Source organism: Pseudomonas sp. LF020 (assembly GCF_053456425.1).
The window spans coordinates 19,004-44,540 of record NZ_JBRFIX010000002.1 but is presented as its reverse complement, the minus strand read 5'-3'; the positions used below and the strand labels follow the sequence as shown (position 1 = coordinate 44,540).

The window sequence follows — 25,537 nt, the reverse complement described above, 5'->3', positions numbered from 1 at the left end:
GCCTCATCGCTGGCAAGCCAGCTCCCACAGAGACCGATGTGTTGCATAAATCGCATTCGCACCGCTGATACCTGTGGGAGCTGGCTTGCCAGCGAAGAGGCCAGAACTGCCACCGCAACACTCCCCCGCTACAAAATTCCAACAAATCCCCCAGTCATTTCCCGCACTTTGCGCAAAATGCCGTTAGTCGCCACCCCCCTCGATGGATTAAAGTAACGCCCCCAGCCCCGGCGTTATCCGAACGCCTGTGGCCACCCTTTCCAGGAACAGTCACCGATGGAACATCGTGAAGCGCTGCTGGCGCTGCGAACCTTTCTTTCAACGCAGATTCTCGGCCAGGAAAAACTCATCGAGCGTTTGCTCATCGCCCTGCTCGCCGACGGCCACATGCTGGTCGAGGGCGCTCCGGGTCTGGCCAAGACCAAAGCGATCAAAGAACTCGCCGAGGGCATCGAAGCCCAGTTCCATCGCATCCAGTTCACCCCCGACCTGCTGCCGGCCGACATCACCGGCACCGAGATCTATCGCCCGGAAACCGGCAGTTTCGTGTTCCAGCAAGGACCGATCTTCCACAACCTGGTGCTGGCGGACGAAATCAACCGCGCCCCGGCCAAGGTGCAATCGGCGCTGCTCGAAGCCATGGCCGAACGTCAGGTCAGTGTCGGGCGCAGCACTTACGAGCTGTCGCCGCTGTTTCTGGTGATGGCGACGCAGAACCCGATCGAGCAGGAAGGCACCTACCCGCTGCCGGAAGCGCAGCTCGACCGTTTCTTGATGCACGTCAAAATCGGTTTCCCGGATGCTGCCGTCGAACGCCGGATCCTGCAGCAGGCCCGTGGCGAAGCGCTGAATGGCGAAACCAAGCCTGAACGCCGGGTCAGCCAGCAGGCGATCTTCGCTGCGCGCAAGGAAATCCTCGGTCTGTATATGGCCGACGCCGTGGAGGAATACCTGGTGCAACTGGTCATGGCCACGCGCACCCCGGCCAAGTTCGACCCGGAGATGGCCGAGTGGATCGCCTATGGCGCCAGTCCACGTGGCTCGATCGCCCTCGACCGTTGTGCCCGGGCCCACGCCTGGCTGGCCGGTCGCGACTTCGTCAGCCCGGAAGACATTCAGGCCGTGCTGTTCGACGTGTTGCGTCACCGCATCATTCTGTCGTTTGAAGCCGAAGCCGCCGGCATCGATCAGGATCGGGTGGTGCAGCGGATTCTCGACGTCGTAGCCGTCGCTTGACCCCCATGAACGCCCCCCTGCCGTCCGAACCGGGCATCCGTATCAGCCTCACCGATCTGATCGAGATGCGCCACCGTGTGCGCGAAGTGCAGCTGTTTTCCACACCGAGCCAGCGCAGCCCGCTGATCGGCCTGCATCACTCGAAATTCCGTGGTCGCGGGGTCGACTTCGATCAGGTGCGGGTCTATCAGGCCGGCGACGACGTGCGCACCATCGACTGGCGCGTGACCGCGCGCACCCAGGAGCCGCACACCAAGCTGTTCCATGAGGAACGCGAGCGACCGATTTTTATCATGGTCGAGCAAAGCACGCGGCTGTTTTTCGGTTCCGGGCTGATGTTCAAGTCGGTGCTCGCGGCGCAAGCGGCGGCGCTGATCGGCTGGGCCGCACTGGGCCACAACGACCGCGTTGGCGGGCTGGTGTTCGGCGACAACGAGCACTACGAAATCAAACCGCGCCGCAGCAAGCAGAGCCTGCTGCAGTTGCTCAATCGCCTGGTGAAGGTCAATCAGTCGCTGCACAGCGAACGCGAACCGGACCGCGATGCCCTTGGCGCAGCGCTGCGTCGGGCGCGTGAGGTGCTGCGCCCGGGCAGTCTGGTGATCGTGATCTGCGATGAGCGTGCGCTGTCCGACAGCGCCGAGCAGCAATTGAGTCTGCTATCGCGCCATTGCGACCTGCTGATGCTGCCGCTGTCCGATCCGCTGGACCACGCCCTGCCCGCCGCCGGGCTTTTACGGTTCGCCGAACGCGGCGCGCAACTGGAACTCGACACGCTCAATTTCGATCTGCGCCAGACCTATCGCGCTCAGGCCGAAGCCCGTATAGCCCGTTGGGAATTGCTCGCGCAGAAACTACGGGTGCTGCTGATGCCGCTAAGCACGCAAAGCGAAATGGTCGAGCAGATGCGCGAGTTCCTCAATCCGCAGCGTCCGGGGAGCAGTCGATGAACGGCCTCGAGCAACTGCAACCGTTGATTTCCCCGCCGCCCATCGACTTCTGGCCACCAGCGCCGGGCTGGTGGCTGCTGCTGTTATTGCTGCCGTTGCTCGGGTTCGCGGTGTGGCGCTTGCGCCGGTTCATTCCGATCAAGAAACGCCCGATCGTGCGCGCCGAACAGCCGCTCGACCCCGTGCGCATCGCCGCGCTGGCCGAACTGGCCCAGATGCCCAAACCCTACGACGGCGCACCGGCCGGGGCCTGGTTGCAGCAGCTCAACGGCCTGCTCAAACGCCTGTGCCGCAACCACTACCCTTACAGTCAGAGCCACACATTGAATGGCCGCAAATGGCTGGCATTTCTCGACAACCGCTGCCCGGCCGCCGGCCTGACGCGCTGGATGGTGCTGGTCGAAGGCGCCTACAAACCCGAATGCAAGCTCGATGACAAAGCCATCGCCGGCCTGACCCAAGCCGTCGACACCTGGATTCGCAAGCATGTTTGAGTTCGCCTGGCCGTGTATCTTCGTGCTGCTGCCGCTGCCGTGGCTGATGCGTCTGGTGTTGCCGGTGGCCGACAGCGGCGAGCCGGCGTTGCGCGTGAGTTTTCTCTCAGACCTCGAAGGCCTCGCCCGTCGGCGGGCACGCGCCAACCTGCCGGCGTGGCGCCAGCAAGCGCCGTTCCTGCTGCTGTGGCTGCTATTGCTGAGCGCCGCCGCCCGCCCGCAATGGCTCGGCGAACCGTTGCCGATTGCCGCCAGCGGCCGCGATCTGCTGGTGGCGGTGGACGTGTCCGGCTCGATGGACTTCCCCGACATGCAGTGGCAAGACGAAGACGTCAGTCGCTTGTCGCTGGTCCAGCATCTGCTCGGGGATTTCCTTGAAAGCCGTGATGGCGACCGCGTCGGTCTGATCCTGTTCGGCAGTCAGGCCTATCTGCAGGCACCGCTGACTTTCGACCGGCACACCGTGCGCGTCTGGCTCGATGAAGCGCGGATCGGCATTGCTGGCAAGAACACTGCCATCGGTGATGCAATCGGCCTGGCGCTGAAACGCCTGCGCATGCGCCCGGCACAGAGCCGGGTATTGATTCTGGTCACCGACGGCGCTAACAACGGCGGCGAAATCGATCCACTGACTGCGGCGAAACTCGCCGCCAGCGAAGGGGTGAAAATCTACCCGATCGGCATTGGCGCGGACCCGCAAGACAGTGGCAGCACCGGCCTGCTCGGGGTCAATCCGAGCCTGGACCTCGACGAGCCGGCGCTCAAAGCGATTGCCGCAGCCACCGGCGGCCAGTACTTCCGCGCCCGCGACGGCAAAGAGCTGCAAGCGATCAGGGAGACCCTCGATCAGCTCGAGCCGGTGACCCAGCAACCGACCCAGGCGCGCCCGGCGCAAGCCCTGTATCAGTGGCCGCTGGCGTTGGCCCTGCTGCTGAGCCTGTTGCTGGTCGCCCGCGACTTGTGGCCGGACAACCCGCTGCAACGCCTGTTTACCAAGGAGCTGTATCTGCAAAGTCCGTTGCCCGACTGGCGCGAGCGTCTGAAACGCCTGCGTCTGCGGAGGCGCCGATGATCGCGCTCTGGCCGCACTGGTTCCGCCCTTGGTGGCTGCTGCTTCTGCCGCTGCTGGGCTGGCTGCTCTGGCAACTCTGGCACCGGCAGAAACGTGCTGGACGCTGGCAGATGATTCTGCCGCCGGCGTTCCATTCGACCCTGCTCAGCGGTGGCAGCGGGCGCGACAGCAAGCTGCCGTGGGTGGCCCTCGGCGTGGCATGGTTGCTGACCCTCGTCGCCCTGCTCGGGCCGAGCTGGGAGCGGGTCGAACAGACCAGCCAGAAACCTGCCGACCCGCTGGTGGTGGTGCTGGAGCTGACCCCGGAAATGCTCGCCACCGACTCACCGCCAACCCGCCTGGAGCAGGCGCGGCGCAAGCTGTTCGATCTGCTGCAGGCGCGCAGCGATGCGCAGACCGCGATCGTCGTCTATGCCGGCAGCGCGCACACCTTGGTGCCGCTGTCGGATGACCTGGCGACCAGCCGCAATCTGCTCGACGCGCTCAAGCCGTCGCTGATGCCGGAAAGCGGCCATCGCGCTGATCTCGGCGTGAGCAAGGCGCTGGCCCTGCTCAAGCAAGGCGCGCTCGGCCAGGGACGGATCCTGCTGATCGGCTCCTCGCTGACCGAAGAAGAACGCCAAGGCATTCGCCGCGCCCTTGGCCAACAATCAGCACAACTGCTGATGCTCGGCGTCGGCACCGCTGAGGGCGCACCGATTGCCCAAGAGGACGGCAGTTTCCTCAAGGACGAACAAGGCGCGATCCGCGTGCCGCAACTCGACAGCCCGGGCCTTGGCGCATTCCTCGCCAGCGTCGGTGGCGAGTACCACAGTGCGCGGCTGGACGAATCCGATTTGCGCGCCCTCGGCCTGCTCGATGGCCCGCGCAGCCTGCGCGACGATGGCCAGACCGTGCGCCTCGACACCTGGGCCGATCAGGGCTACTGGCTGTTGTTGCCACTGTTGCTGCTCGCCGCCTGCGCCGGACGGCGTGGCTGGTTGTTCTGCCTGCCCTTGCTGTTGTGCCTGCCGCAGCCGAGCTACGCTTTCGACTTCGAAGACCTGTGGCTGCGCCCCGATCAACAGGGCCTGCACCTGCTCAAACAGAAGCGTCCGGCCGAGGCCGCCGAACACTTCGAAGATCACCAGTGGCAAGGGCTGGCGTTGTACGAGGCCGGCGATTACAGTGGCGCCGCTCAGCGTTTCGCCGAAGGCAGCGATGCCCGCGCCCACTACAATCGTGGCAACGCCCTGGCGAAAAGTGGTGAGCTGGAAGCAGCCATCGATGCCTATGAGCAAGCACTGGAACTGCAACCGGACTTGCGCCCGGCACTGACCAACAAGGCCCTGGTGGAAAACCTGCTCAAGCAGAAGAACACCCCGCCGCCAGTCGAGCCGCAGCCACAACCGGCTCAGCCGAATGTGCCCGGCGAGGAACCACCGCCAGCGACCACGCCACCACCCGCGGTGAAAAGTGACACCCCGAGCGAGGCGCAGCCCGGCGAGTCAGCCAGCGAGCCGCCGCCGACCACCCCGCCGCAGCCAGGTCCCAACGAGGTGCCGGGCCTCGACGAGGTGGAAGAAACGGACACCGTGCCGACGCTGCGCCCGAGCGAGGACAACCTCGAAGGCGAGCAGCGTCAGGCGCTGGAACAATGGCTGGGCAAAATCCCCGACGACCCGGGCGAACTGCTGCGACGCAAATTCTGGTACGAACAGCAACAACATCAGGATCAGGAAAAAACTCGATGACCCGTTTCACCGCTCTGTTGCTGCCCCTGCTGCTCTGCACGGCCACCGCCCAGGCGGCCGAGCTGACGGCCAGCGTGGATCGCAGTCGCCTGAACTCCGGCGAGACGGTCGAACTCACCCTCGAAACCAGCGACGTCACCCAGTTCGGCAAACCCGACCTGACGCCGCTGGAGCCTTTGTTCGAGGTGCGTGGCACGCGCCAGGTCAACCAGTTGAACACCCTCAATGGCGACAACCGCGCCACCACGCGCTGGATCATCACCCTGCTGCCGAAAGAGAACGGCAGCGTGATCATTCCGCCGCTGCAACTGGGTGATGTGCAGAGCCAGCCGATCACCGTGCAAGTGGTCGAGAGCGACATTCGCGAAGAGAAGAACAACCCGGCCCCGGTGTTCATCGAGGCCAGCCTTGACCAGCCCAGCGTGTATGTGCAGGCTCAGGCGATCCTGACGTTGCGCATCTATCACTCGGTGTCGCTGTACGACGACAGCAGCCTGACCCCGCTGCAGATCGCCGACACGCGCATCGAGCAACTGGGCGATACGCGCACCTACGAAAAAGACATCAACGGTGTGCGCCATGGCGTGATCGAGATGCGCTATGCGATCTATCCGCAGCACAGCGGCTTGCTGCTCATTGCCCCGCAGACGTTCAGCGCCACGTTGGTCGACACCCAGCCGGCCCAGGACGCGACCGTGCAGGGCCCGAAACCGGGCAAGCTGTTGCGGGTCAATTCCGCCGAGATCGCCCTGACGGTCAAACCGAAACCGCTGACCTACCCGGCCGATGCGCCGTGGCTGCCCGCACGCAGCCTGAGCCTGAGCGAAAGCTGGAACCCTGAGCCGGATCATCTTCAGGTCGGCGATTCCCTGACCCGCAGCCTGACGCTGAAAGCCGAAGGCCTGGCCAGTTCGCAGTTGCCGGCCCTGCCCGCCACCGAAGCCAGTGGCCTGCGCCGCTACCCGGATCAACCGGTGCTGAGCAACCAGAGCGGCGAGCGCGGCCTGATCGGCAGTCGCGAAGAACGCGAAGCGCTGGTGCCCAGCCGCAGCGGCGCGATCGAGTTGCCAACGGTGGACGTGATCTGGTGGAACACCTTCGAAGATCATCTGGAACACACCAGCCTGCCGGCGCGCACCTTGCAAGTGGCGACCAACCCGAGCCTGCAGGTCGACACCCCGGCCGGCACCTTGCAAGTGAACGCCGTCGATAACGATATGTTGTGGTGGTGGAAACTCAGCACCCTGATCCTCGCCTGCACCACCCTGCTCGGCTTCGGCCTGTGGTGGCGTGCACGCTGGCAACCGGCGGTGCACCGCGCCGCGCAAACCGGGCCGAGCCCGCGCACGTTGCTGGACGACATCAAACGGGCGTGCCAGGCCAATGATCCGCAAGCGACGCGGCAGGCGCTGGATGCCTGGGCGCGGCAGCAGCCGGAGACTTTGGCGGATATGGCGGCGCGCTTCGTACCGCTTTCCGACGCCCTCGACGGCCTCAACGGCGCGCTCTACAGCGAAACCGGGCAACATTGGCAGGGAGAGGATTTGTGGCGGGCGATCCGCACGATTCCGGCGGCGGAGCGGGTGCAGGATCCGGTGGGTGACAGCGGGTTGCCGCCGCTCTATCCGAAGTGAAAGATCAAAAGATCGCAGCCTGCGGCAGCTCCTACAGGGATCACGTGTAGGAGCTGCCGCAGGCTGCGATCTTTCAGGTATTGACGCTGCTATGACGTTTGTTCAGTTTCTGCCGCTTCAAGCAATCGCGTCTCACGCATTCCCAAACCACGGGACAGCGCTGTAGCTTCATAGAAGATTTTGCCATTGAGCTGGTCGGCGACGGCATCGCTGTCACCGCCGGCCGGACCACGCCCCCAGGTCACGACTTCGCCGCTGGAGGTCAGTGCGGCGAAGGCATGGGTGTTGCCATAAATGGCGCGGACGTTGATCAATCTGGTCGCAATGGCCTCCGGGATTTCACCACCTCGATCAGCATATCCCCAGGCTACAACAGTACCGTTGGCCCGCAGCGCGGCAAAAGCATATTCCGCGCATACCACCTGTACGACGTCAGTCAGTAATGCGACCGGTGTTGGGACTGCCTGACGCCCCCATCCCACGACACGCCCGCTGCTGAGCAGTGCGACGAATGATCCACTGTTACCCGTTACCGTGCGGATGTCTGTCAATAAGGCGATCGGCTCAGGAACGCTTGCGCCACTTGCAGAGTACCCCCAAGCAACAACGCTGCCATTGCTGCGTCGTGCGGCAAAGGCTGCTTCGGTCCCGCTCAGTTCCACAATGTCTGTAAGCATTTCGATCCTGTTAGGCACTAATCCCCCGTAAGAGTAGGGTCCCCAAGCCACCACTGAACCATTAGCACGCAGGGCTGCGAAGACATAAGCGCTAGCGACTATATCAACGATGTCAGTCAATACCGCGATGGACTCCGGCAAATTACCTCCGTAGCTTTGGTCTCCCCAAGCCACTACCGAACCATTAGCTCGTAGCGCAGCAAAGGCGTAGAGGTTGCCAATCACTCTGACGACATCCCTCAGTGTAGCTACCGGCTCTGGAAGTGCTGCACCCGCAGTTGAGCTTCCCCACGCCACCAGGCTCCGATCGCGACGTAGCGCAACAAACACATAACCGTTGCCGCTTACCGCTTCGATATCCCGCAAAAGACTGATGGGTTCCGACACAACTCCTCCGTTTCCACTCAGCCCCCAAGCCACTACCGCACCAGTGGCCTGACGTGCCGCGAAGGCATAACCGCAAGCACTCAGCGATATGGCATCGGATATGTCCGGTAACGAGTTCCCCAAATTTCCACCACGATCAGGCTTACCCCATGCCACCAGGGTTCCACGCTCAGTCCGCGCCGCAAAGGCCGCGTTGTTTGCTGCCTGGCCGGAAATAAAATTACCGTTCCCGCACAGGTTCTGCGGATTGATCGTCACCTGATCATCACTGATCCGCACATGCAGCAGCCGATCCGGGCGAGTGTCACGGAACGTCGTACCACTGACCTCGCCCTCCTCGCCGTTATAACGCCACCAGGCCCTGACCGGCTGCCGGGTGGTTGCATCCAGCGCGGTCAACCACGCAGTCCCGCCGCCATACAGCTGGTAATTACCCCGCGAGCGCGCGCCCATCACCAGCAAGCGTCCCGTTCCCAACGAAACACGCACGTCATAAACCGCCACGCGCGAATACTGGCGACCACCGGTCTGACGCACCACGGTGCAGTCCAGCGAGATCTCCCGCCCGACGTTGGCCAACACCACCGACCTCGGAACGGTCACCAGCTTGTCGCGCCCCGCTTCTCCGCTCTCCACGCTAAACGGCACGATGGCCGTACCACCTCCCGGTGTTCCTATCCAGCGGATTTCACCGCTGTCACCGACCCTTAATCCGTACGCAGCGGCGAGACGCAAGGTCGCGCCGACACCTGGCACCGCACTTACATCGATCTGGTCGCCGCGTGAACCATCGATCGTCGGCGGATCAAAATCCAGCAAAGCATTGCCAACGCGTAACGTCAGAGGGAGCGAGTAGCCCAGGGTTTTGTTGTTACGGACAATAAAGTAATCAATGACGATCCGGCGATTGAGGTTGTTGGTCACAAACTGTTTAGGCACCGTGAACGGCACTTCCTTACCCGCAGTTTGCGAGGTAAGACGCAGTGAGCCACTGGTGCTGCCGTTACCGACCGAACCGCGCCACCGATAATGCACTTCGTCGTCGACCTGGGTTTCGAGGTGCGTTGCAATCAATTTACAACCCAAGGGGGGTACCGCATCCGGATCTATCAATGAAGTACCGGGTACTGCTTCTTGCACCCGCGGTGACGAGAACAAAGGCAGCGCCTCGCCGACTTGCATGACAAACGGATACGATTCGCGGACGTTGAAAATCGACTCATCGTCGTTGGCAACGGTGTAAAACACCGACACCTGCAAGCCGTCGAAACGCTGGATCTCGGTGCTTATGACATTGCGCAATACCGGCTCGCCATCCGGCACGTCGCCCACCGGCATGGCCTCTTCGTAATGAACGGTACCGCCGCCGGGACGTGTGGCTTCCCAGATCAGTTTCAGCAGATCGCTGGATCGACGTCCGGGATACCACGGACACTCCACCGTCGCCCAACGCAGATCAGGATCAAGATAACCCTCGGGAGCCTCGACAACGGCAGGCGCGGGCAGACGCTCGATGACCCCGGAGACACTGACACTGGCATTCTTCGATGGCCGGTCCAGAGTCCCTTCGCGTTTCAACAGATAAGAGACACTGGCACGCCCCATGGCGATCGCCCTCACGATCGCATTAGGCACACTGAATGGGACCGCGACCCCCACCCGGACCACCGGCAATTCGGCTGGTTCATAAATCACCGGAGTGCCTTCTGCCGGTATGCCGAACCACTTCAGGGCAATTTTGTCATTGACTTTGAAGGCACTTCCCGCCGTGTTGACAATGACCTCAACGTCCTCCTCGCCCAACGCTTCGAGATCAATGATATCGGTACCAGGATCGGCGGAAATCACAATGGCAGGATCGAGCCGGTTCTGTTTCAGATCGACCAGAATGTAGGTGGTTACCGCCCAAGGTGAACGCTTATCCGGATAATTGCCGCATTCGTCGATGACCTGATAGGTAACCGCAATCCTGGCGCCGTCCCCGGCGTCCTCCAGCGTCTTCGCATCGACCATGACCACCAGCGGGTTGTTCAGCGGATCGTCAATGTGACGCTGTTCGACCTTCGTGACGAGTTCCTCGGATCCCCATGTCAAGCGGATGAGGTCGTTCTTGCGCATGAACTCGTAGGGAAGAATGGTGATCGGTATGCCCAGCGCAGCCTCATCCGGGCCGACGCCATCATCAATGATTGCCTGGGGAATGAAATATCGCAGACCTTGATGGCCCGGTTCGCCGATATCACTATCGAAGCCACCGGGCCGATCGAGTTTCACCAATACGCTCAGCAATGGTCGCGAGTCCTCACCCTCACCCCCCCCGGGTCTTGTCACACGATAGAACACCGGATGCGTATCACCGCGCACGATGAAGGATTCGTTGATACTGCCTGTCACCCGTCGATTCAGATCATCCTTGTCAATTGACTTGCTCCACACCGCACTCAGCGAGTTGCCCCAAAAGATCTCGAGATAGTCGTCGACCGACATGGATAACCATGGATCGATAGAAAATCTCAACCCACCCTCTACGGCTCGCACCGGAACACCATAGTCGTAATCTTCTATAGACGATGTCGCATTGGGCAGGAACAGAGGGAAAAGGGCCATTGGACCTTCAGGATCGTTCCTTTCGTATTCAGTCGTCATGAGCGTTCTCCGCAATGGAATGTTGGCTGCTCGACACTGCTTGAACCCTTCAGGCACCAGCAACTGTCAGATCTGACAGTTGCGACAAGCGGTTAAGCCGGTTCGAACGATGAATGGGCCAGACGCGGCGAGACCCGCGCACTGGATTTGCTTGATCGCCACAACAAGCCCTCACTCTCCAATAATCTGTAAACTCCCCCCTCTTCAGCCGCCCATCATTTCCTCGCGGCCATCACCTCTTTTAATTGATGCGGAGTCCACCTTGCGTCTGTTCCACACCTCCGACTGGCACCTTGGGCAAAACCTGCACGGCCAGGAGCGCGATTTCGAGCATGCGTGCTTTCTCGAATGGCTGCTGCGCCAACTGCAACTGGCGCAGCCGGACGTGCTGCTGATCGCCGGGGACATTTTTGACACGGTCAATCCGCCGGTCAAAGCCCAGGAACGTCTCTACGACTTCATCGTCAGCGCTCACGAGCAGCAGCCGTTGCTGACCATTGTAATGATCGCCGGCAACCACGATTCCGGCTCGCGCATCGAGCTGCCCGCGCCGTTGATGCGCCGTTTGCGCACCCATGCGCTGGGCCGGGTGTTGTGGCTGGATGACGGCCAGCTCGACGCCGAACGGCTGCTGCTGCCACTGCCGAATGCCCAAGGTGAAATCGCCGCGTGGTGCCTGGCGCTGCCATTCCTGCGTCCGGCGGAAGTCACCGGTGCGCATCTGGGCGACAGCTATCTGCGCGGCATCGGTCAGGTGCATGAATGGCTGATCGAAGCGGCGAATGCCAAGCGCAAACCCGGCCAGGCACTGGTCGCCATCAGCCACGCGCACATGGCTGGCGGCTCGGTCTCGGAAGACTCCGAGCGCAGTCTGATCATCGGTAACGCCGAAGCGCTGCCCGCCAGCCTGTTCGGGCCGAGCATCAGTTACGTCGCCCTCGGCCATTTGCACAAGCCGCAGAAGGTCAACGGTGAAGAACGCATCCGCTACAGCGGCTCGCCGATCCCATTGTCGTTCTCGGAAATCGGCTATCAGCACCAGATTCTCGACGTCACCCTCGACGGCGAAACCCTGGTCAGCGTCGAACCGAAACTGATTCCAAGATCGGTCAACCTGCAACGGATCGGCCCGGCGCCACTGGCCGACATCCTGCTGCAACTGGCCGACCTGCCGAATATCGATCTGCTCGCCGAAACCCAGCGCCAGCCATGGCTGGAAGTGCGCGTGACCCTCGACGAACCGCAGCCGGACTTGCGCCATCAGGTGGAATCCGCCCTGCAAGGCAAAGCCGTGCGCCTGGTGCGGATCGCTGCCGAATACGCCGGCAACCGTGGCGCCGAGGGCAGCGACGACGGCAGCACGCTGGTTGAACTGGATCAGCTCACGCCGCAAGAACTGTTCAGTCGCGCCTGGCTCGACAACTATGGCAACGAGGTCGATGAACAGACGCTCAAGGACTTCGCCGAACTGCTGCAGGACGTACAGATGGAGGGCGAGCAGCCATGAAGATTCTTGCCATTCGCTTGAAGAACCTCGCCTCGCTGGCCGGGCCGTTCGAAATCGATTTCACCGCCGAACCACTGGCCAGTGCCGGGCTGTTCGCGATCACCGGGCCGACCGGCGCCGGTAAAAGCACCTTGCTCGACGCGTTGTGCCTGGCGTTGTTCGGCGCCGTGCCGCGTCTGAACAACACTGGCCGCGACGCCAAGGTGCCGGATGCCGATGGCGAAATCGCCACCGGTGACCCGCGCACCTTGCTGCGGCGTGGCACCGGTGAAGGTTATGCGGAAGTGGATTTCGTCGGCGTCGATGGTCGCCGTTATCGCGCGCGCTGGGAAGCCAACCGCGCCCGGGAAAAGGCTGGCGGCAAGTTGCAGATCAGCCGTCAGAGCCTGCGTGACATCGATCAGGATCAACTGCTCGCCAGTCAGAAAGGCGAATACAAAACCCAACTCGAAGCCGCGCTCGGTCTGAACTTCGAACAGTTCACCCGCGCCGTGCTGCTGGCCCAGAGCGAGTTCAGCGCGTTCCTCAAGGCCGATGACAACGACCGCAGCGAACTGCTGGAAAAGCTCACCGACACCGCGCTCTATACCCGTCTCGGCCGCCGCGCGTTCGACAAGACCAAAGAGGCCCGCGAAGCGCACAAGCTGCTGCAGGATCAGGCCACCGGAGTCACTCCGCTGACGCCCGAAGCCCGCGCAGAACTGGACGAACGCTTCAGCACCGCCCAGCAACAGTTGAAGTTGCAGCAGGCGCAACTCAAGCAACTCGAACAGCAGCACAGCTGGCTCAAGGATTTGCGCCAGTTGCAGGACGCGCAACAAGCCGCCGCCGAGCAACTGCACAGTGCGCAGCAACAGTGGGAAGGTCTTGCCGGGGAACGCCTGAAACTGACGCGCCTGGAGCAACTCGCCCCGCAACGCCACCAGTTCGCGCGCAAGACCGAACTCGATGCGCAATTGACACCGCTGGCGGCACAGATTGCCGCGCACACTCGGCAGCACAGCGAACTCGGCGAACGACAGACGCAACTGGAGCAGGCACTCGAGTCGGCAAAAATCGCCCTCAACGAAGCGCAGCAGCGCCACAGCGAAAGCGCCCCGCTGTTGCGTCAGGCCTTTGAAGAGCAAAGCACTCTCGCCCGCCTCGCCAAGGACACCGCGCTCAGCGCCGAGGCCCGGCAAGCCGCCGAGCAAGCCTGCACCGAAGGCCAGAGCGCGATTCAGGCCTTGCAGACGAAACAGGCCGAAGTCGCTGAACGCTTGCAGAAAATCGCCGCCGAACTGGAACAAAGTGCCGATCTGGCACCGCTCAGCGATGCGTGGAATGCCTATCGCGATCGCCTGCAACAGCTGATGCTGATCGGCAATCGCCTGAACAAGGGCCAGGCCGAACTGGCGACCCTCGAACAGAACGCCGCGCACAGCGCCGACGCGTTGGCCACGCAGAAACAGCAACTGGAAGTGCTGTTCAAGGAGGCCGGCGCCGAGCCGGATGCCGTCGCCGAGCAGATCGGTATCCTCGGCAATCTGTTGCAGGACAACCGCAAACAACTGCGCGCCATCGAAGACCTGACGCGGCTCTGGGCCAGTCAGCAGGAGCTGGAAAAACGCGGCGCCGAGCTGCAACAGCGCCTGCTCGATGCGCAGCAAGAGCGCGAACGCCTGACCCAGGACGGGGTGAAAAGCAAAGCCGAACTGACCGTCGCCGAACAAACCCTCAACGTCACCCGTGAACTGCTCGAACGCCAGCGTCTGGCCCGCAGCGCCAGTGTCGAAGAGTTGCGCGCGCAGTTGCAGGACGACCAACCGTGCCCGGTCTGCGGCAGCAACGAGCATCCGTATCATCAGCCCGAAGCGCTGTTGCAAAGCCTCGGCCGTCATGATGAATCCGAGCAGGCCAGTGCGCAGCAAGCGGTGGATCTGCTCAAGGAAAAACTCACCGAACTGCGCGCTGAAGTCGGCGGCGTGATAGCCCGGCAGAAGGAGCTGCTGCAACAGCAGGAGCAATTGAACGCCCAGTTGCAGGCACTGGCGCCGAGTCTGGAGGCGCATCCGCTGGCGCCTCAGTTGCTCAATCAGGATGCCGACAAACGCGATGCCTGGCTGACCCGGCACAACGATCAACTGAACCAGAGCATCACCCAGGACGAACAACGCCAGAGCGCCCTGCTCACCCTGCAACAGGATGCGGCGCGCCTGACCCAGCAACTGCGCAACGCCGAAACCGCGCATCAGCAAGCGGCGCAGCACCTGAGCAATCAACAACGCGAGTTGAGCAGCGACCGTCAGCGCCTCGACGAGGAACTCGCTGCGTTCGCCAGCCTGTTGCCGGCCGATACGCTTGCAGCCTTGCGCGTTGAACCGGCGGCGACCTTCATGCAGCTGGACCGGCAGATTGCCGAGCGCCTGGCGCAGGTCGAGCAGCAAAAGGAAGAGTTGGCCGAGCAGCAGCAACGCCAGCAAACGCTGGAGAAGGAACAGGATCGCCAGCTCAGCCGCGTACAGCAGCTGCAAAGCGCCGAGCAGCAATTCGGCGCCCTGGCCGAGCAGCAACAGGCCTCTCAGGCGAAACTCGCGCAACTGCTGGGCGAACACAGCAGCGCCGAGCACTGGCAGCAGCAACTGGAACAGGCTGTGGAACAAGCGCGCAACGCCGAAACCGGCACAGCCTCGGAACTGCAGAACGTGCGCACGCATCGGGTGCAGATCGGTGCCGAACTCAAAGCTCAACAGGAACGCTTGCAGGCGCTGCAAAGCGAAGACGACGAACTGACGCAGAAGATTGCCGACTGGCGCGCACGTCATCCGGAGCTGGATGACGGCGGCCTCGAAGACCTGCTGCGTGTCGATGACACGCAGCTCGGCGAATTGCGCCAACTCTTGCAGCACAACGAAAAAGCCATCGAACAGGCCAAGGTGCTGCTGCAGGAACGTGATCAGCGTCTGGCTGATCATCAGGCGCAGCACAATGGCAATCTCGATGCCGAACAACTCGCCAGCGCCCTCGCCGACCTGCAGAACCAGTTCAATCTCAGCGAGCAACAGTGCGCCGAACTGCGCGCCGAACAGGCCGAAGATCAGCGCCGGCAAAACGCCAATCAGGCACTCGCGCAGCAGATCGCCGACGCCTATGCCGAGTACCAGCGCTGGGCGCGCCTGAATGCCTTGATCGGTTCGGCCACCGGCGACACCTTCCGCAAGATCGCCCAGGCCTACAACCTCGACCTGCTGGTGCATCACGCCAACGTGCAGTTGCGCCAACTGGTCAAACGCTATCGCTTGAAGCGCGGTGGCAGCATGCTCGGCCTGCTGGTGATGGATACCGAGATGGGCGACGAATTGCGCTCGGTGCATTCGCTGTCCGGCGGCGAGACCTTTTTGGTGTCGCTGGCTCTGGCGCTGGGGCTGGCATCGATGGCCTCGAGCACGCTGAAAATCGAATCGCTGTTCATCGACGAAGGCTTCGGCAGCCTCGACCCGGAATCGCTGCAACTGGCGATGGACGCCCTCGACGGTTTGCAGGCACAGGGGCGCAAGGTCGCGGTGATTTCCCACGTGCAGGAAATGCACGAGCGGATTCCGGTGCAGATTCAGGTGCAACGCCTGGGCAATGGTTTGAGCACCCTGGAGGTGAAATGAACACGCTGTACTCGTTCCGCCGCTGCCCGTACGCCATGCGTGCGCGGATGGCCCTACGTTATTCGGGCGTTCCGGTGGAGATCGTCGAAGTCAGCCTCAAGGCCAAACCGGCCGAGATGCTGGCGATCTCGCCTAAAGGCACGGTGCCGGTGCTGGATGCCGATGGGCAGGTGATCGATGAGAGCCTGGAGATCATGCGCTGGGCGTTGGCGCAGAATGATCCGGACAATTGGCTGCTCGGCGGTGATTCACGAATTGCCGAATTGATCGAAGCCAATGATCAAGTGTTCAAAGTGCATTTGAACCGCTACAAATACGCCGAGCGCTATCCCCAGCAGCCGATGGAGGTTTATCGGGCTGAGGGGGCGGTGTTTTTGCAGCGGCTGGATGAATTGCTGGCTGATCGCGATTACTTGCTGACTGAGCATCCCAGCCTGGCGGATATCGCCCTGCTGCCGTTCGTGCGGCAGTTTGCGCATGTGGATCGCGAATGGTTTGCGCAGACGCCTTACGTTCGCTTGCAGGCGTGGCTACCGCGCTTCCTCGAATCCGACCTCTTCACCTCCATCATGAAGAAATAACCCCCTCTTCCCGCTTGCCGCCCCCCTGTGGCGAGGGAGCTTGCTCCCGCTGGGTTGCGAAGCAGCCCCATATGCGGCGATACCCAATTTCTGATGATCCGTGTTGAATGGTTTTGCGACTGCTGCGCAGCCGAGCGGGAGCAAGCTCCCTCGCCACAGGTTATGCAAGAGCATCACACATGCCCAGTGCCATGCAATCCACTTCAAACGGCCCAAGAAAATCGACCTCGGCCTTGATCGGCGGATTGCCGGCCAGCAACCCTTGGGAGCCGGCCCGTTCGATGTTGTGCGCAATGCTGTGATTGGCCTCGATGGCACGCGCCAGCGCACCGACCGAGCCTTGGCCGAAGCCGAGTAACGCCGCGCCATTGGTCATCAGGGCCAGACCGGCGATGACCCAGAGTCTGTAACCTTTCATGCTCCGCCCACTCCTGCAAGTTCAGCACGATCAACCAACACGTCGGCGCGGTGTTCGAACTGGATGCCGGGGTGTGCGACTTCGATCGGCGCTTCGAAGTTGTGTTGCGTCTGCGACGCGATGCTGACAAACAGCACCAGTGCCAGGTAAAGACCGATGGCCAGGTAGGCGCCGCGCTTGGCTGAGGTAATGATGGAACTGGCCATGATGTGCTCCGTGGGCATGTTTCAGTGCCGTCAGGATCAATCAAAGAAGCGGCGGTAACCACTCAGGGTTTGCCATAGTAAACATCAGCTTGGTTGATTATTTAGCCTTTCTATTTACGTGCTTGAAGAGATCTATCAATCCGTTCAACGCACAAACGTGTAGGAGCTGCCGAAGGCTGCGATCTTTTGACGTTGAAGATCAAAAGATCGCAGCCTTCGGCAGCTCCTACAGGGAGTGGTGCCAAATCGGACTTTCAGTGTTGGGCTTTGTGATCCAGTGCGGCGTAGAAGTTGGCGCTCTGTTGCAGGTATTTCTGGGTGTAGCTCTGGGTGTGGGATTTTTTGCTGGCGATTTCAACGTTGGCACTGGCTGGCAGCGCAACGGTAGCGGAAATAGCGGAAGCGGCGATAACAGAGAAGAGATTGAAGTTCATGGCGGTAACCCTCGTGTTCGGTTGGCTTGCTTGCCCGGTTGGGCCGTGAAGCAAACTTAACGCTCGAGGGTTGATCGCTTGAAATGCTTTGTAGCATTACCGGATATCAGCGCGATTAATACAATGAGACAGGCCCCGCAAACCGGGGCCTGTGGCTTATTGTCGCACTAGAAACTTCAGGTCGCTCGGGGCGTCCATCGGCAGTTTTTGCACGGTTTTGCCGAGCAGACCGGTCTTGGCGTCGCGCTCGACGACAACAATTTCGTTGCTCTTCTGGTTGGCGATCAGCAGGAACTTGCCACTCGGATCGAGGCTGAACTCACGCGGGTGATCGCCTTCCACCGAACGCTTTTGCAGTTCCTTGAGCTGGCCGGTCGCCGGGTCAATGCTGAACACCACCAGTTGATTGGCGGTGCCGCGATTGCTGACGTAGAGGAACTTGCCGTCGGCAGACGCATGCAGCGCTGCGCCGGCCTTGTCCGAAGTCGGCTGGCCGGCGGCGAGATCGACCAGTTGCGTCTGGGTCAGCACGCCGTCGTCATAGTCGAACACCGCGACCTGCGCGCTCATTTCCATGGTCAGCCAGGCATGCTTGCCGTCCGCGCTGAACAGGAGATGGCGCGGGCCGCTACCGGCGGGCAGGCTCACCGACGCGGTTTTCGCCGGAGTCAGTGGCAGATCCGGATTGGCTTTCGGGTCGAATCGATAGATGAACACCTTGTCCGCCCCCAGATCATTGGAGAACACATAGCGACCATCCGGCGAGGACACCGTCGAGTGCACGTGGTTGGACGCCTGGCGCTCGGGATTGACCCGGCTCGCCGGGTGCGCGCTCATCTGCACCACCGGTTTCAGTTTGCCATCGGCACCGACCGGCAACACCGCCAGCGTGCCACCCGGATCTTCCATCACCGAATAGTTGCTGACGAACAGATGGCTGGCATCGCCACTGAGGCTCGAATGGGTCGGCTCGTTGCCCAGGCTCTGCACTTGATTGATCAGGGTCAGGGCGTGGGTCTTGGGATCAATGGAATAGCTGCTGACGCGGCCGACCGGGTCTTTCTGGCCGGGGCCGTTTTCGTTGACTACGAACAGCCGATGCTGGTCTTTGGACAGGGTCAGCCACGACGGGTTTTCGCTCTTGACCACTTGCAGCGGCTTGGCGGCGATCTGGCCGGTGGCGCTATCGAAATTCATTCGATAGATGCCCTGGCTGGTGCCGGCGGTGTAGGAGCCAACCAGCAATTGATAGGTCTCGGCGCTGGCACTGGACAGGCCCATCGCACCGACGCTGCCGGCCATCAGCAGTGGCCAGAATTTACGCATGTTCATTGATCATCTTCCTCGTCGTCGCTGCTGCTGACTACATCACCGAGGCAAACCAGACGGTGCTCGCCGGTGGTTTTGGTGTCGCTGGCGTAGCCAATGATCAGCCAGCTCTGCAGGTCTTCGTCAAACGTCGCCGCCGCAACCTGCGCCGGGGTGAACTCCCAATGCCTGGCCGTGCGGCCATCGATGCATTCGATGTGCAGGTTGTCGTCTTCGTCGAGGGCGAATTCGAAGGCGTGCAAACCGTCGATTTCGACCATGCCGCAGTGTTCGAGGGCGTTGAGAAGGGTTTGGGCAGTCATGGCAATCAAGTCTTTCAGGGGGGAAACCGGCAATGATAGCTCATTGTTGACGCAGAACCCTGTGGGAGCTGGCTTGCCAGCGATAGCAATTTGTCAGACACATCGATATTGAATGTGCCGTCCTCATCGCTTGCAAGCCAGCTCCCACAGGGATATCGGCTGTCAGTTACAACGCGTCGCGTGACGGCTTGCCATCCACCAGCCGCTGGATACGCAACGGGTTGGCGTTTTTCAGCGGTTCCGGCAGCAAGAAATCCGGGTAATTCTGGAAACACACCGGGCGCAGGAAGCGATCAATCGCCAGCGTCCCCACCGAGGTGCCGCGCGCATCGGATGTCGCCGGATACGGCCCGCCATGCACCATCGAACCACACACCTCGACCCCGGTCGGATAGCCATTGAGCAGGATCCGCCCGACCTTCTGCTCAAGCAGCGGCGTCAGCTCCGGGAAGCGTTCGAAGTCGGCCAGCTCGCCGATAATCGTCGCCGTCAGTTGCCCGTGCAGGCCGTGCAATGCCGCGCTCAGTTGCGCCTTGTCGGCCACTTCGACGATCACCGTGGTCGGGCCGAACACCTCCTCCTGCAGCACCTCGTCACCGCCGATCAACAGACTGACGTCAGCCTTGAACAATTGCGGCTGCGCCTGATTACCCTGCTGCGGCTGGCCCGCCAAGTGCTCGATCCCGGAATGCGTCAAGAGTTTCTGCAGGCCTTTGCCATAGCTGCCGAGGGTGCCGGCGTTGAGCATGGTCTGCGCCGGTTGGTCGCCGATCAGCCCGGCGACTTGCTGGACGAAGGCGCTGAACTGCGGCGAGCGAATACCGATGACCAAACCCGGATTGGTGCAGAACTGACCACAGCCCTGCACCACCGAGGCGGTCAGGTCGCGAGCGATGGTTTCCGAGCGCTCAGCCAGGGCTTGCGGCAGAACGATCACCGGGTTGATGCTCGACATCTCGGCAAACACCGGGATCGGTTGCGGCCGCGCCGCGGCCATGTCGCACAGTGCGCGCCCGCCCTTGAGCGAACCGGTGAAACCCACTGCCTGGATCGCCGGATGCTTGACCAGCCATTCGCCAACGCCACCACCGTAGATCATGTTGAATACACCTGCCGGCATCGCGGTTTTTTCGGCGGCGCGAATCAGTGCATCGGCGACCCGTTCAGCGGTTGCCATATGACCCGAGTGCGCCTTGAACACCACCGGGCAGCCGGCGGCCAGCGCCGCAGCGGTATCACCACCGGCGGTGGAGAACGCCAGCGGAAAGTTGCTCGCACCAAACACTGCTACCGGGCCGAGGCCGATGCGGTATTGGCGCAGATCCGGACGCGGTAACGGCTGGCGATCCGGTAACGGCAAATCGATTCGCGCGCCGTAGAAATCACCGCGCCGCAGAACTTTGGCGAACAGGCGCATCTGCCCGCTGGTGCGCCCGCGCTCACCCTGAATTCGCCCTGCCGGCAGCGCGGTTTCGCGGCAGACCAGCGCGACGAAATCATCACCCAACGCATCCAGCTCATCGGCAATCGCGTCGAGAAACTGCGCGCGGCGTTCGGCGCTGAGGCTGCGATACACCGGGTACGCTGCGGCGGCGGCTTTGGCGGTGGCATCGACTTCGGCTTCAGTCGCCTGAATGAAATCGTACGGCAGCTGTTCGCCGGTGGTCGCGTCGACGCTTTGCAATTTGACGTTGCCCGCTGCGCTGCGCTGACCGCCGATGTAGTTGTGGCCGAGAATCTGAGTCATGGGAGCTCCTTAAAGGGTGCCGATGCTGTGCGGTTGAAAAGCCGCTGCTGCCGGGGCGATGCCGTTGACCAGCGGTGCGCCGAATTCGGCCTGGCTGATTTCAAACTGGTCGCCCGGTTGGGTACGGATGCCATCGGCGAACGACAGGGTCGCAGTGCCGAAAAAGTGGACGTGCACGTCGCCCGGACGCAGGAACTGGCGGTATTTGAAGTGGTGGTATTCAAGGTTGGCGAGGCTGTGGCACATGTTGGCCTCGCCGCTGAGGAATTCGTTCTGCCACAGCACTTCGCCGTCACGCAGGATGCGGCTGGTGCCAGCCAGATGCTGCGGTAATTCGCCGGTGCGCAGTTCCGGGCCGTAACTGCAACTGCGCAGTTTCGAGTGGGCCAGGTACAGGTAGTTCTTGCGTTCCATGACGTGGTCGGAGAATTCGTTGCCCACCGCGAAACCGAGACGATACGGTTTGCCGTCGTGGCCGATGACGTAGAGCCCGGCCATTTCCGGTTCCTCGCCGGCATCCTCGGCGAACGGTGGCAGTGGAAAGGCCTCGCCCGGACGCACGACGATGCTGCCGTCGCCCTTGTAGAACCATTCCGGCTGCACGCCCGCCTGCCCTGCCGCCGGTTTGCCGCCCTCCACGCCCCATTTGAAGATACGCATGGTGTCGGTCATTTGCGCTTCGTCGCCGGCCTGCTGGTGCATCTTGTCCCGCGCCGAGGCGCTGCCCAGGTGCGTCAGGCCGGTACCGCTGACCAGCAGGTGCGCCGGGTCCGGGTGATCGAGCGGCGGCAGGATGCGCCGGTCTTTGAGCAACTGCGCATAGTCATGACTGATGCCGAGGCCGTGGGTTTGTACTTGCTGCTCCAGAGTGCTGCGGGCTTCGATGGCGGCCAGCGCGAGATCGCGTACGCTGCGGGCGTCCTGCACTTCGCGGATCAGGCCGTTGTCGACCACGCCGACGCGGCGCTCGCCGTTGATCAATTCGAATTGAACCAGATGCATAAATTTCTCCTGTAAACAAAACTTCGAACTGCAAAACCCTGTGGGAGCTGGCTTGCCAGCGATGGCAATCTGTCTGATACCGCTATGTTGGATGTACCGCCGTCATCGCTGGCAAGCCAGCTCCCACAGGGTTTGCGGTGATGGTTCGGTTGATATCAGGTACGGGTGGCGCCCCGTGCACTGGCGGCAAACTGCTCGACCGGCAGCACGTGCTTGCGTTCCAGCACGCGGTAGACGATGCCCGTCAGGATCAAACCGAACACCATCACCCCCGAGAGGAAGTACAGGCCGGAGCCAAGATTCCCGGTGTATTCCTTCAACGCACCAATCACGAACGGCCCGATATACCCGCCGAGGTTGCCCACCGAGTTGATCAGCGCAATCCCAGCCGCCGCACTCGCCCCAGCGAAGAACCGCCCCGGCAAGGTCCAGAACACCGCGGTGCAGGAAAACAGCGCGAACGCCACCAGGCACAGCGCCGCCAGTTGCGCCACCGGCAGGGTCAGCCACGCGCTGAAGAACAGGCCCAGCGCGCCCAATACATAGAGCACCGCCAGGTGGCCGTAGCGGTCATTCATGCGGTCGGAACTGCGCGGCACGATCAGCAGGCCGACGATGCCAAAGATGTACGGCACCGCCGAGACGAAACCGGTCACCAGATCGCTGCCGCCGAACTGTTTGATCAGCGTCGGCAGCCACAGGCCGAGGCCATAAATGCTCAGGGTCACCGGCAGGTAGAACAGCGCCAGCAGCAACACGCGTTTGTCCCTGAGTGCATGCAGCGGGTTGCCGTGACGGGTCTGGCCGTATTCCTGAAGATCCTTTTTCAGTTCGCCGGTCAGCCAGTCTTTCTCGGCCTGATCCATCCACTTCACGTTTTGCGGGCCATCGGGCAGCCAGCGCAGGACCGGCCAGGTCAGCAGGATCGCCGGGGTCCCGATGACGATGAACAGCCACTGCCAGCCGTGCAGACCGAGGATGCCGTCCATGCCCAGCAAGCCGCCGGACACCGGGCCGGTGATCATCATCGCGATCGGTTGGGAGAGGATGAACAGGCCGAGGATCTTGCCGCGATGGCGCACCGGGAACCATTGGGTGATGTAGTACAGAACGCCGGGGAAGAACCCCGCCTCCGCCGCGCCGAGCAGAAAGCGCATCACGTAGAAACTGTGCGGGCCCTGGACGAACGCCATGCCGATGGTGATTGCGCCCCAGGTGATCATGATCCGCGCGAACCAGCGCCGCGCACCGAAGCGCTCGAGCATCAGGTTGCTGGGGATTTCGAGAAGAAAGTAGCCGATGAAAAACAGCCCGGCACCGAGACCGTAGGCCGCGTCACCGATACCGATGTCGGCGCCCATGTGCAGCTTGGCGAAGCCGACGGCGGAGCGATCCACATAGGCGATCAGGTACAGCAGGATCAGGAAGGGGATCAGTTTCAGCGTGATGCGGCGAACAAGCCGCAGTTCCTGGCTCATGGGATCGGTCTCCGATTGTTGTTTTTATAGAACCTCGGGGGACGCCTCTCGCGGAAAACCGCCAGGGCCAATCCCTCCGTCGAAAACGACTATATAGTAATACTAATTACCCAACAACACTTCCAAAGCGACGATTTTGCGCTTATGTTTAGCCGTGACTCGCAAACAATAGTCTTACAATAAGAGAATCGATCATGTCTGAGAAGAAACCCACCCTGCGCTCGGCCCAATGGTTTGGCACCGCCGACAAGAACGGCTTCATGTACCGCAGCTGGATGAAGAATCAGGGCATCGCCGACCACCAGTTTCATGGCAAGCCGATCATCGGCATCTGCAACACCTGGTCGGAACTGACCCCGTGCAACGCGCATTTCCGCCAGATCGCGGAGCACGTCAAACGCGGGGTGATCGAGGCCGGTGGCTTTCCGGTGGAATTCCCGGTGTTCTCCAATGGCGAGTCAAACTTGCGCCCCACCGCCATGCTCACCCGCAACCTGGCAAGCATGGACGTCGAGGAAGCGATTCGCGGCAACCCGATTGACGGCGTGGTGCTGCTGACCGGCTGCGACAAAACCACCCCGGCGCTGCTGATGGGCGCGGCCAGTTGCGATGTGCCGGCGATCGTCGTCACCGGCGGGCCGATGCTCAACGGCAAGCACAAGGGCAAGGACATCGGTTCCGGCACCGTGGTCTGGCAGCTCAGCGAGCAGGTCAAGGCCGGCACCATCACCATCGACGATTTCCTTGCAGCCGAGGGCGGCATGTCGCGCTCGGCGGGCACCTGCAACACCATGGGCACCGCGTCGACCATGGCCTGCATGGCCGAAGCGCTCGGCACGTCCCTGCCGCACAACGCGGCGATTCCGGCGGTGGATGCACGGCGTTATGTGTTGGCGCACATGTCCGGCATGCGCGCGGTGGAGATGGTGCGCGAAGACTTGCGCCTGTCGAAGATTCTGACCAAGGAAGCGTTTGAAAACGCTATCCGTGTAAACGCCGCCATCGGCGGTTCGACCAACGCGGTGATTCACCTGAAAGCCATCGCCGGGCGCATCGGCGTCGAGCTGGATCTGGACGACTGGACCCGCATCGGGCGTGGCATGCCGACCATCGTCGACCTGCAACCGTCCGGGCGTTTTCTGATGGAAGAGTTTTACTACGCCGGTGGCTTGCCGGCAGTACTGCGGCGTCTCGGTGAGGCCAATCTGATCCCCAATCCGAATGCCCTGACCGTCAACGGTAAATCGCTGGGCGAGAACACCAAGGATGCGCCGATCTATGGCGAGGACGAAGTGATCCGCACCCTCGACAATCCGATCCGCGCTGACGGCGGTATCTGCGTGCTGCGCGGCAACCTGGCGCCGCTCGGTGCGGTGCTCAAGCCGTCAGCCGCCACGCCGGAGCTGATGCAGCATCGCGGTCGCGCGGTGGTGTTCGAGAACTTCGACATGTACAAGGCGCGAATCAATGATCCGGAACTGGATGTCGATAAAGACTCGATTCTGGTGATGAAGAACTGCGGGCCAAAGGGTTATCCGGGCATGGCCGAGGTCGGCAACATGGGCTTGCCGGCCAAGCTGCTGGCACAGGGCGTAACGGATATGGTGCGTATCTCCGACGCGCGGATGAGTGGCACCGCGTACGGCACGGTGGTTTTGCACGTCGCCCCGGAAGCGGCGGCCGGCGGGCCGTTGGCGGTGGTGCAGGAAGGCGACTGGATCGAGCTGGACTGCGCCAGCGGGCGTTTGCATCTGGACATTCCGGATGCCGAACTGGCGGCGCGCATGGCGGATCTGCAGCCACCGCAGCAATTGTTGGTGGGTGGCTATCGTCAGCTGTACATCGATCATGTGCTGCAGGCGGATCAGGGCTGTGACTTTGACTTCCTGGTGGGTTGCCGAGGGGCCGAAGTCCCGCGACATTCTCATTAACAGCAAAATCTTTCAGGCCTGAATCCAACCACTGTGGCGAGGGAGCTTGCTCCCGCTCGGCTGCGTAGCAGTCGCAAATCAGCATTAGCGGTATCACAGGAGAACCGCATATACCGGTTTTGGGGCCGCTGCGCA

Annotated in this window: 19 protein-coding genes; 10 read left to right on the top strand and 9 right to left on the bottom strand. The window is 62.0% G+C overall.

Going from position 1 to position 25,537, the window contains the following annotated elements; all coding sequences use genetic code 11:
• Positions 1-276: 276 nt before the first annotated feature.
• The 6 genes from ACU680_RS04395 to ACU680_RS04370 are packed head-to-tail and all read left to right on the top strand — an operon-like array spanning position 277 to position 7,119.
• Entirely contained in the window at positions 277-1,236 is a 960-nt protein-coding gene (locus ACU680_RS04395; RefSeq protein WP_003218556.1) for an AAA family ATPase, read from the top strand.
• Positions 1,237-1,241: 5 nt separating this feature from the next.
• On the top strand, positions 1,242-2,186 hold the full coding sequence (locus ACU680_RS04390; protein WP_400757820.1) for a DUF58 domain-containing protein: 945 nt from the start codon (positions 1,242-1,244) through the stop codon (positions 2,184-2,186).
• Complete coding sequence (locus ACU680_RS04385; protein ID WP_027613095.1) at positions 2,183-2,680, top strand: DUF4381 domain-containing protein; 498 nt, start codon at positions 2,183-2,185, stop codon at positions 2,678-2,680. The genes ACU680_RS04390 and ACU680_RS04385 overlap by 4 nt, the downstream gene beginning before the upstream one ends.
• Positions 2,673-3,752: a vWA domain-containing protein gene (locus ACU680_RS04380; RefSeq protein ID WP_448178738.1), complete on the top strand. Its 1,080-nt coding sequence runs from the start codon at positions 2,673-2,675 to the stop codon at positions 3,750-3,752. The genes ACU680_RS04385 and ACU680_RS04380 overlap by 8 nt, the downstream gene beginning before the upstream one ends.
• Positions 3,749-5,485, top strand: coding sequence for a tetratricopeptide repeat protein (locus ACU680_RS04375; RefSeq protein WP_448178737.1), 1,737 nt, complete (start codon positions 3,749-3,751; stop codon positions 5,483-5,485). The genes ACU680_RS04380 and ACU680_RS04375 overlap by 4 nt, the downstream gene beginning before the upstream one ends.
• Entirely contained in the window at positions 5,482-7,119 is a 1,638-nt protein-coding gene (locus ACU680_RS04370; protein ID WP_448178736.1) for a BatD family protein, read from the top strand. The genes ACU680_RS04375 and ACU680_RS04370 overlap by 4 nt, the downstream gene beginning before the upstream one ends.
• 89 nt (positions 7,120-7,208) lie before the next feature.
• Here the strand turns inward: ACU680_RS04370 and ACU680_RS04365 are convergent, their stop codons facing one another.
• Entirely contained in the window at positions 7,209-10,829 is a 3,621-nt protein-coding gene (locus ACU680_RS04365) for an RCC1 domain-containing protein (protein WP_448178735.1), read from the bottom strand.
• A 262-nt stretch (positions 10,830-11,091) separates the two neighbouring features.
• Here ACU680_RS04365 and ACU680_RS04360 point away from each other — a divergent pair, with 262 nt between their 5' ends.
• From ACU680_RS04360 to ACU680_RS04350, 3 genes are read left to right on the top strand one after another with little or no spacing between them, the layout of a single operon-like run.
• Positions 11,092-12,336, top strand: a complete 1,245-nt coding sequence (locus tag ACU680_RS04360) for an exonuclease SbcCD subunit D C-terminal domain-containing protein (protein ID WP_448178734.1) — start codon at positions 11,092-11,094, stop codon at positions 12,334-12,336.
• Entirely contained in the window at positions 12,333-15,974 is a 3,642-nt protein-coding gene (locus tag ACU680_RS04355) for an AAA family ATPase (RefSeq protein ID WP_448178733.1), read from the top strand. The genes ACU680_RS04360 and ACU680_RS04355 overlap by 4 nt, the downstream gene beginning before the upstream one ends.
• The gene (locus ACU680_RS04350; protein WP_448178732.1) at positions 15,971-16,555 is read left to right on the top strand and encodes a glutathione S-transferase; all 585 of its coding nucleotides are present in this window, start codon (positions 15,971-15,973) and stop codon (positions 16,553-16,555) included. Before ACU680_RS04355 ends, ACU680_RS04350 begins: the two co-directional genes overlap by 4 nt.
• 160 nt (positions 16,556-16,715) lie before the next feature.
• Here ACU680_RS04350 and ACU680_RS04345 read toward each other — a convergent pair whose 3' ends face one another.
• The 8 genes from ACU680_RS04345 to ACU680_RS04310 form a co-directional block, all read right to left on the bottom strand.
• Positions 16,716-16,973 carry a hypothetical protein gene (locus ACU680_RS04345; protein WP_448178731.1) on the bottom strand — a complete coding sequence of 86 codons (258 nt, stop codon included), beginning with the start codon at positions 16,971-16,973 and terminating at the stop codon, positions 16,716-16,718.
• Positions 16,970-17,179 (bottom strand): hypothetical protein, encoded by a 210-nt coding sequence (locus ACU680_RS04340; RefSeq protein WP_367084266.1) that lies wholly within the window; start codon positions 17,177-17,179, stop codon positions 16,970-16,972. The genes ACU680_RS04345 and ACU680_RS04340 overlap by 4 nt, the downstream gene beginning before the upstream one ends.
• A gap of 254 nt (positions 17,180-17,433) precedes the next feature.
• A complete protein-coding gene (locus tag ACU680_RS04335) occupies positions 17,434-17,613 on the bottom strand; it encodes a hypothetical protein (protein WP_041062495.1) in 180 nt (59 codons plus the stop codon).
• 156 nt (positions 17,614-17,769) lie between these two features.
• Positions 17,770-18,945 carry a lactonase family protein gene (locus tag ACU680_RS04330; RefSeq protein ID WP_448178730.1) on the bottom strand — a complete coding sequence of 392 codons (1,176 nt, stop codon included), beginning with the start codon at positions 18,943-18,945 and terminating at the stop codon, positions 17,770-17,772.
• Complete coding sequence (locus tag ACU680_RS04325; protein WP_045122076.1) at positions 18,942-19,244, bottom strand: DUF5629 family protein; 303 nt, start codon at positions 19,242-19,244, stop codon at positions 18,942-18,944. Before ACU680_RS04325 ends, ACU680_RS04330 begins: the two co-directional genes overlap by 4 nt.
• Before the next feature lie 166 nt (positions 19,245-19,410).
• Positions 19,411-20,991: an aldehyde dehydrogenase (NADP(+)) gene (locus ACU680_RS04320; protein WP_448178729.1), complete on the bottom strand. Its 1,581-nt coding sequence runs from the start codon at positions 20,989-20,991 to the stop codon at positions 19,411-19,413.
• Positions 20,992-21,000: 9 nt separating this feature from the next.
• Positions 21,001-21,993 (bottom strand): AraD1 family protein, encoded by a 993-nt coding sequence (gene araD1 / locus ACU680_RS04315; RefSeq protein ID WP_448178728.1) that lies wholly within the window; start codon positions 21,991-21,993, stop codon positions 21,001-21,003.
• A 155-nt stretch (positions 21,994-22,148) separates the two neighbouring features.
• Positions 22,149-23,471: an MFS transporter gene (locus tag ACU680_RS04310; protein ID WP_108590572.1), complete on the bottom strand. Its 1,323-nt coding sequence runs from the start codon at positions 23,469-23,471 to the stop codon at positions 22,149-22,151.
• Between the two features lie 194 nt (positions 23,472-23,665).
• Here ACU680_RS04310 and ACU680_RS04305 point away from each other — a divergent pair, with 194 nt between their 5' ends.
• The gene (locus ACU680_RS04305; protein ID WP_027613081.1) at positions 23,666-25,402 is read left to right on the top strand and encodes an IlvD/Edd family dehydratase; all 1,737 of its coding nucleotides are present in this window, start codon (positions 23,666-23,668) and stop codon (positions 25,400-25,402) included.
• The last annotated feature ends 135 nt before the right edge of the window (positions 25,403-25,537 follow it).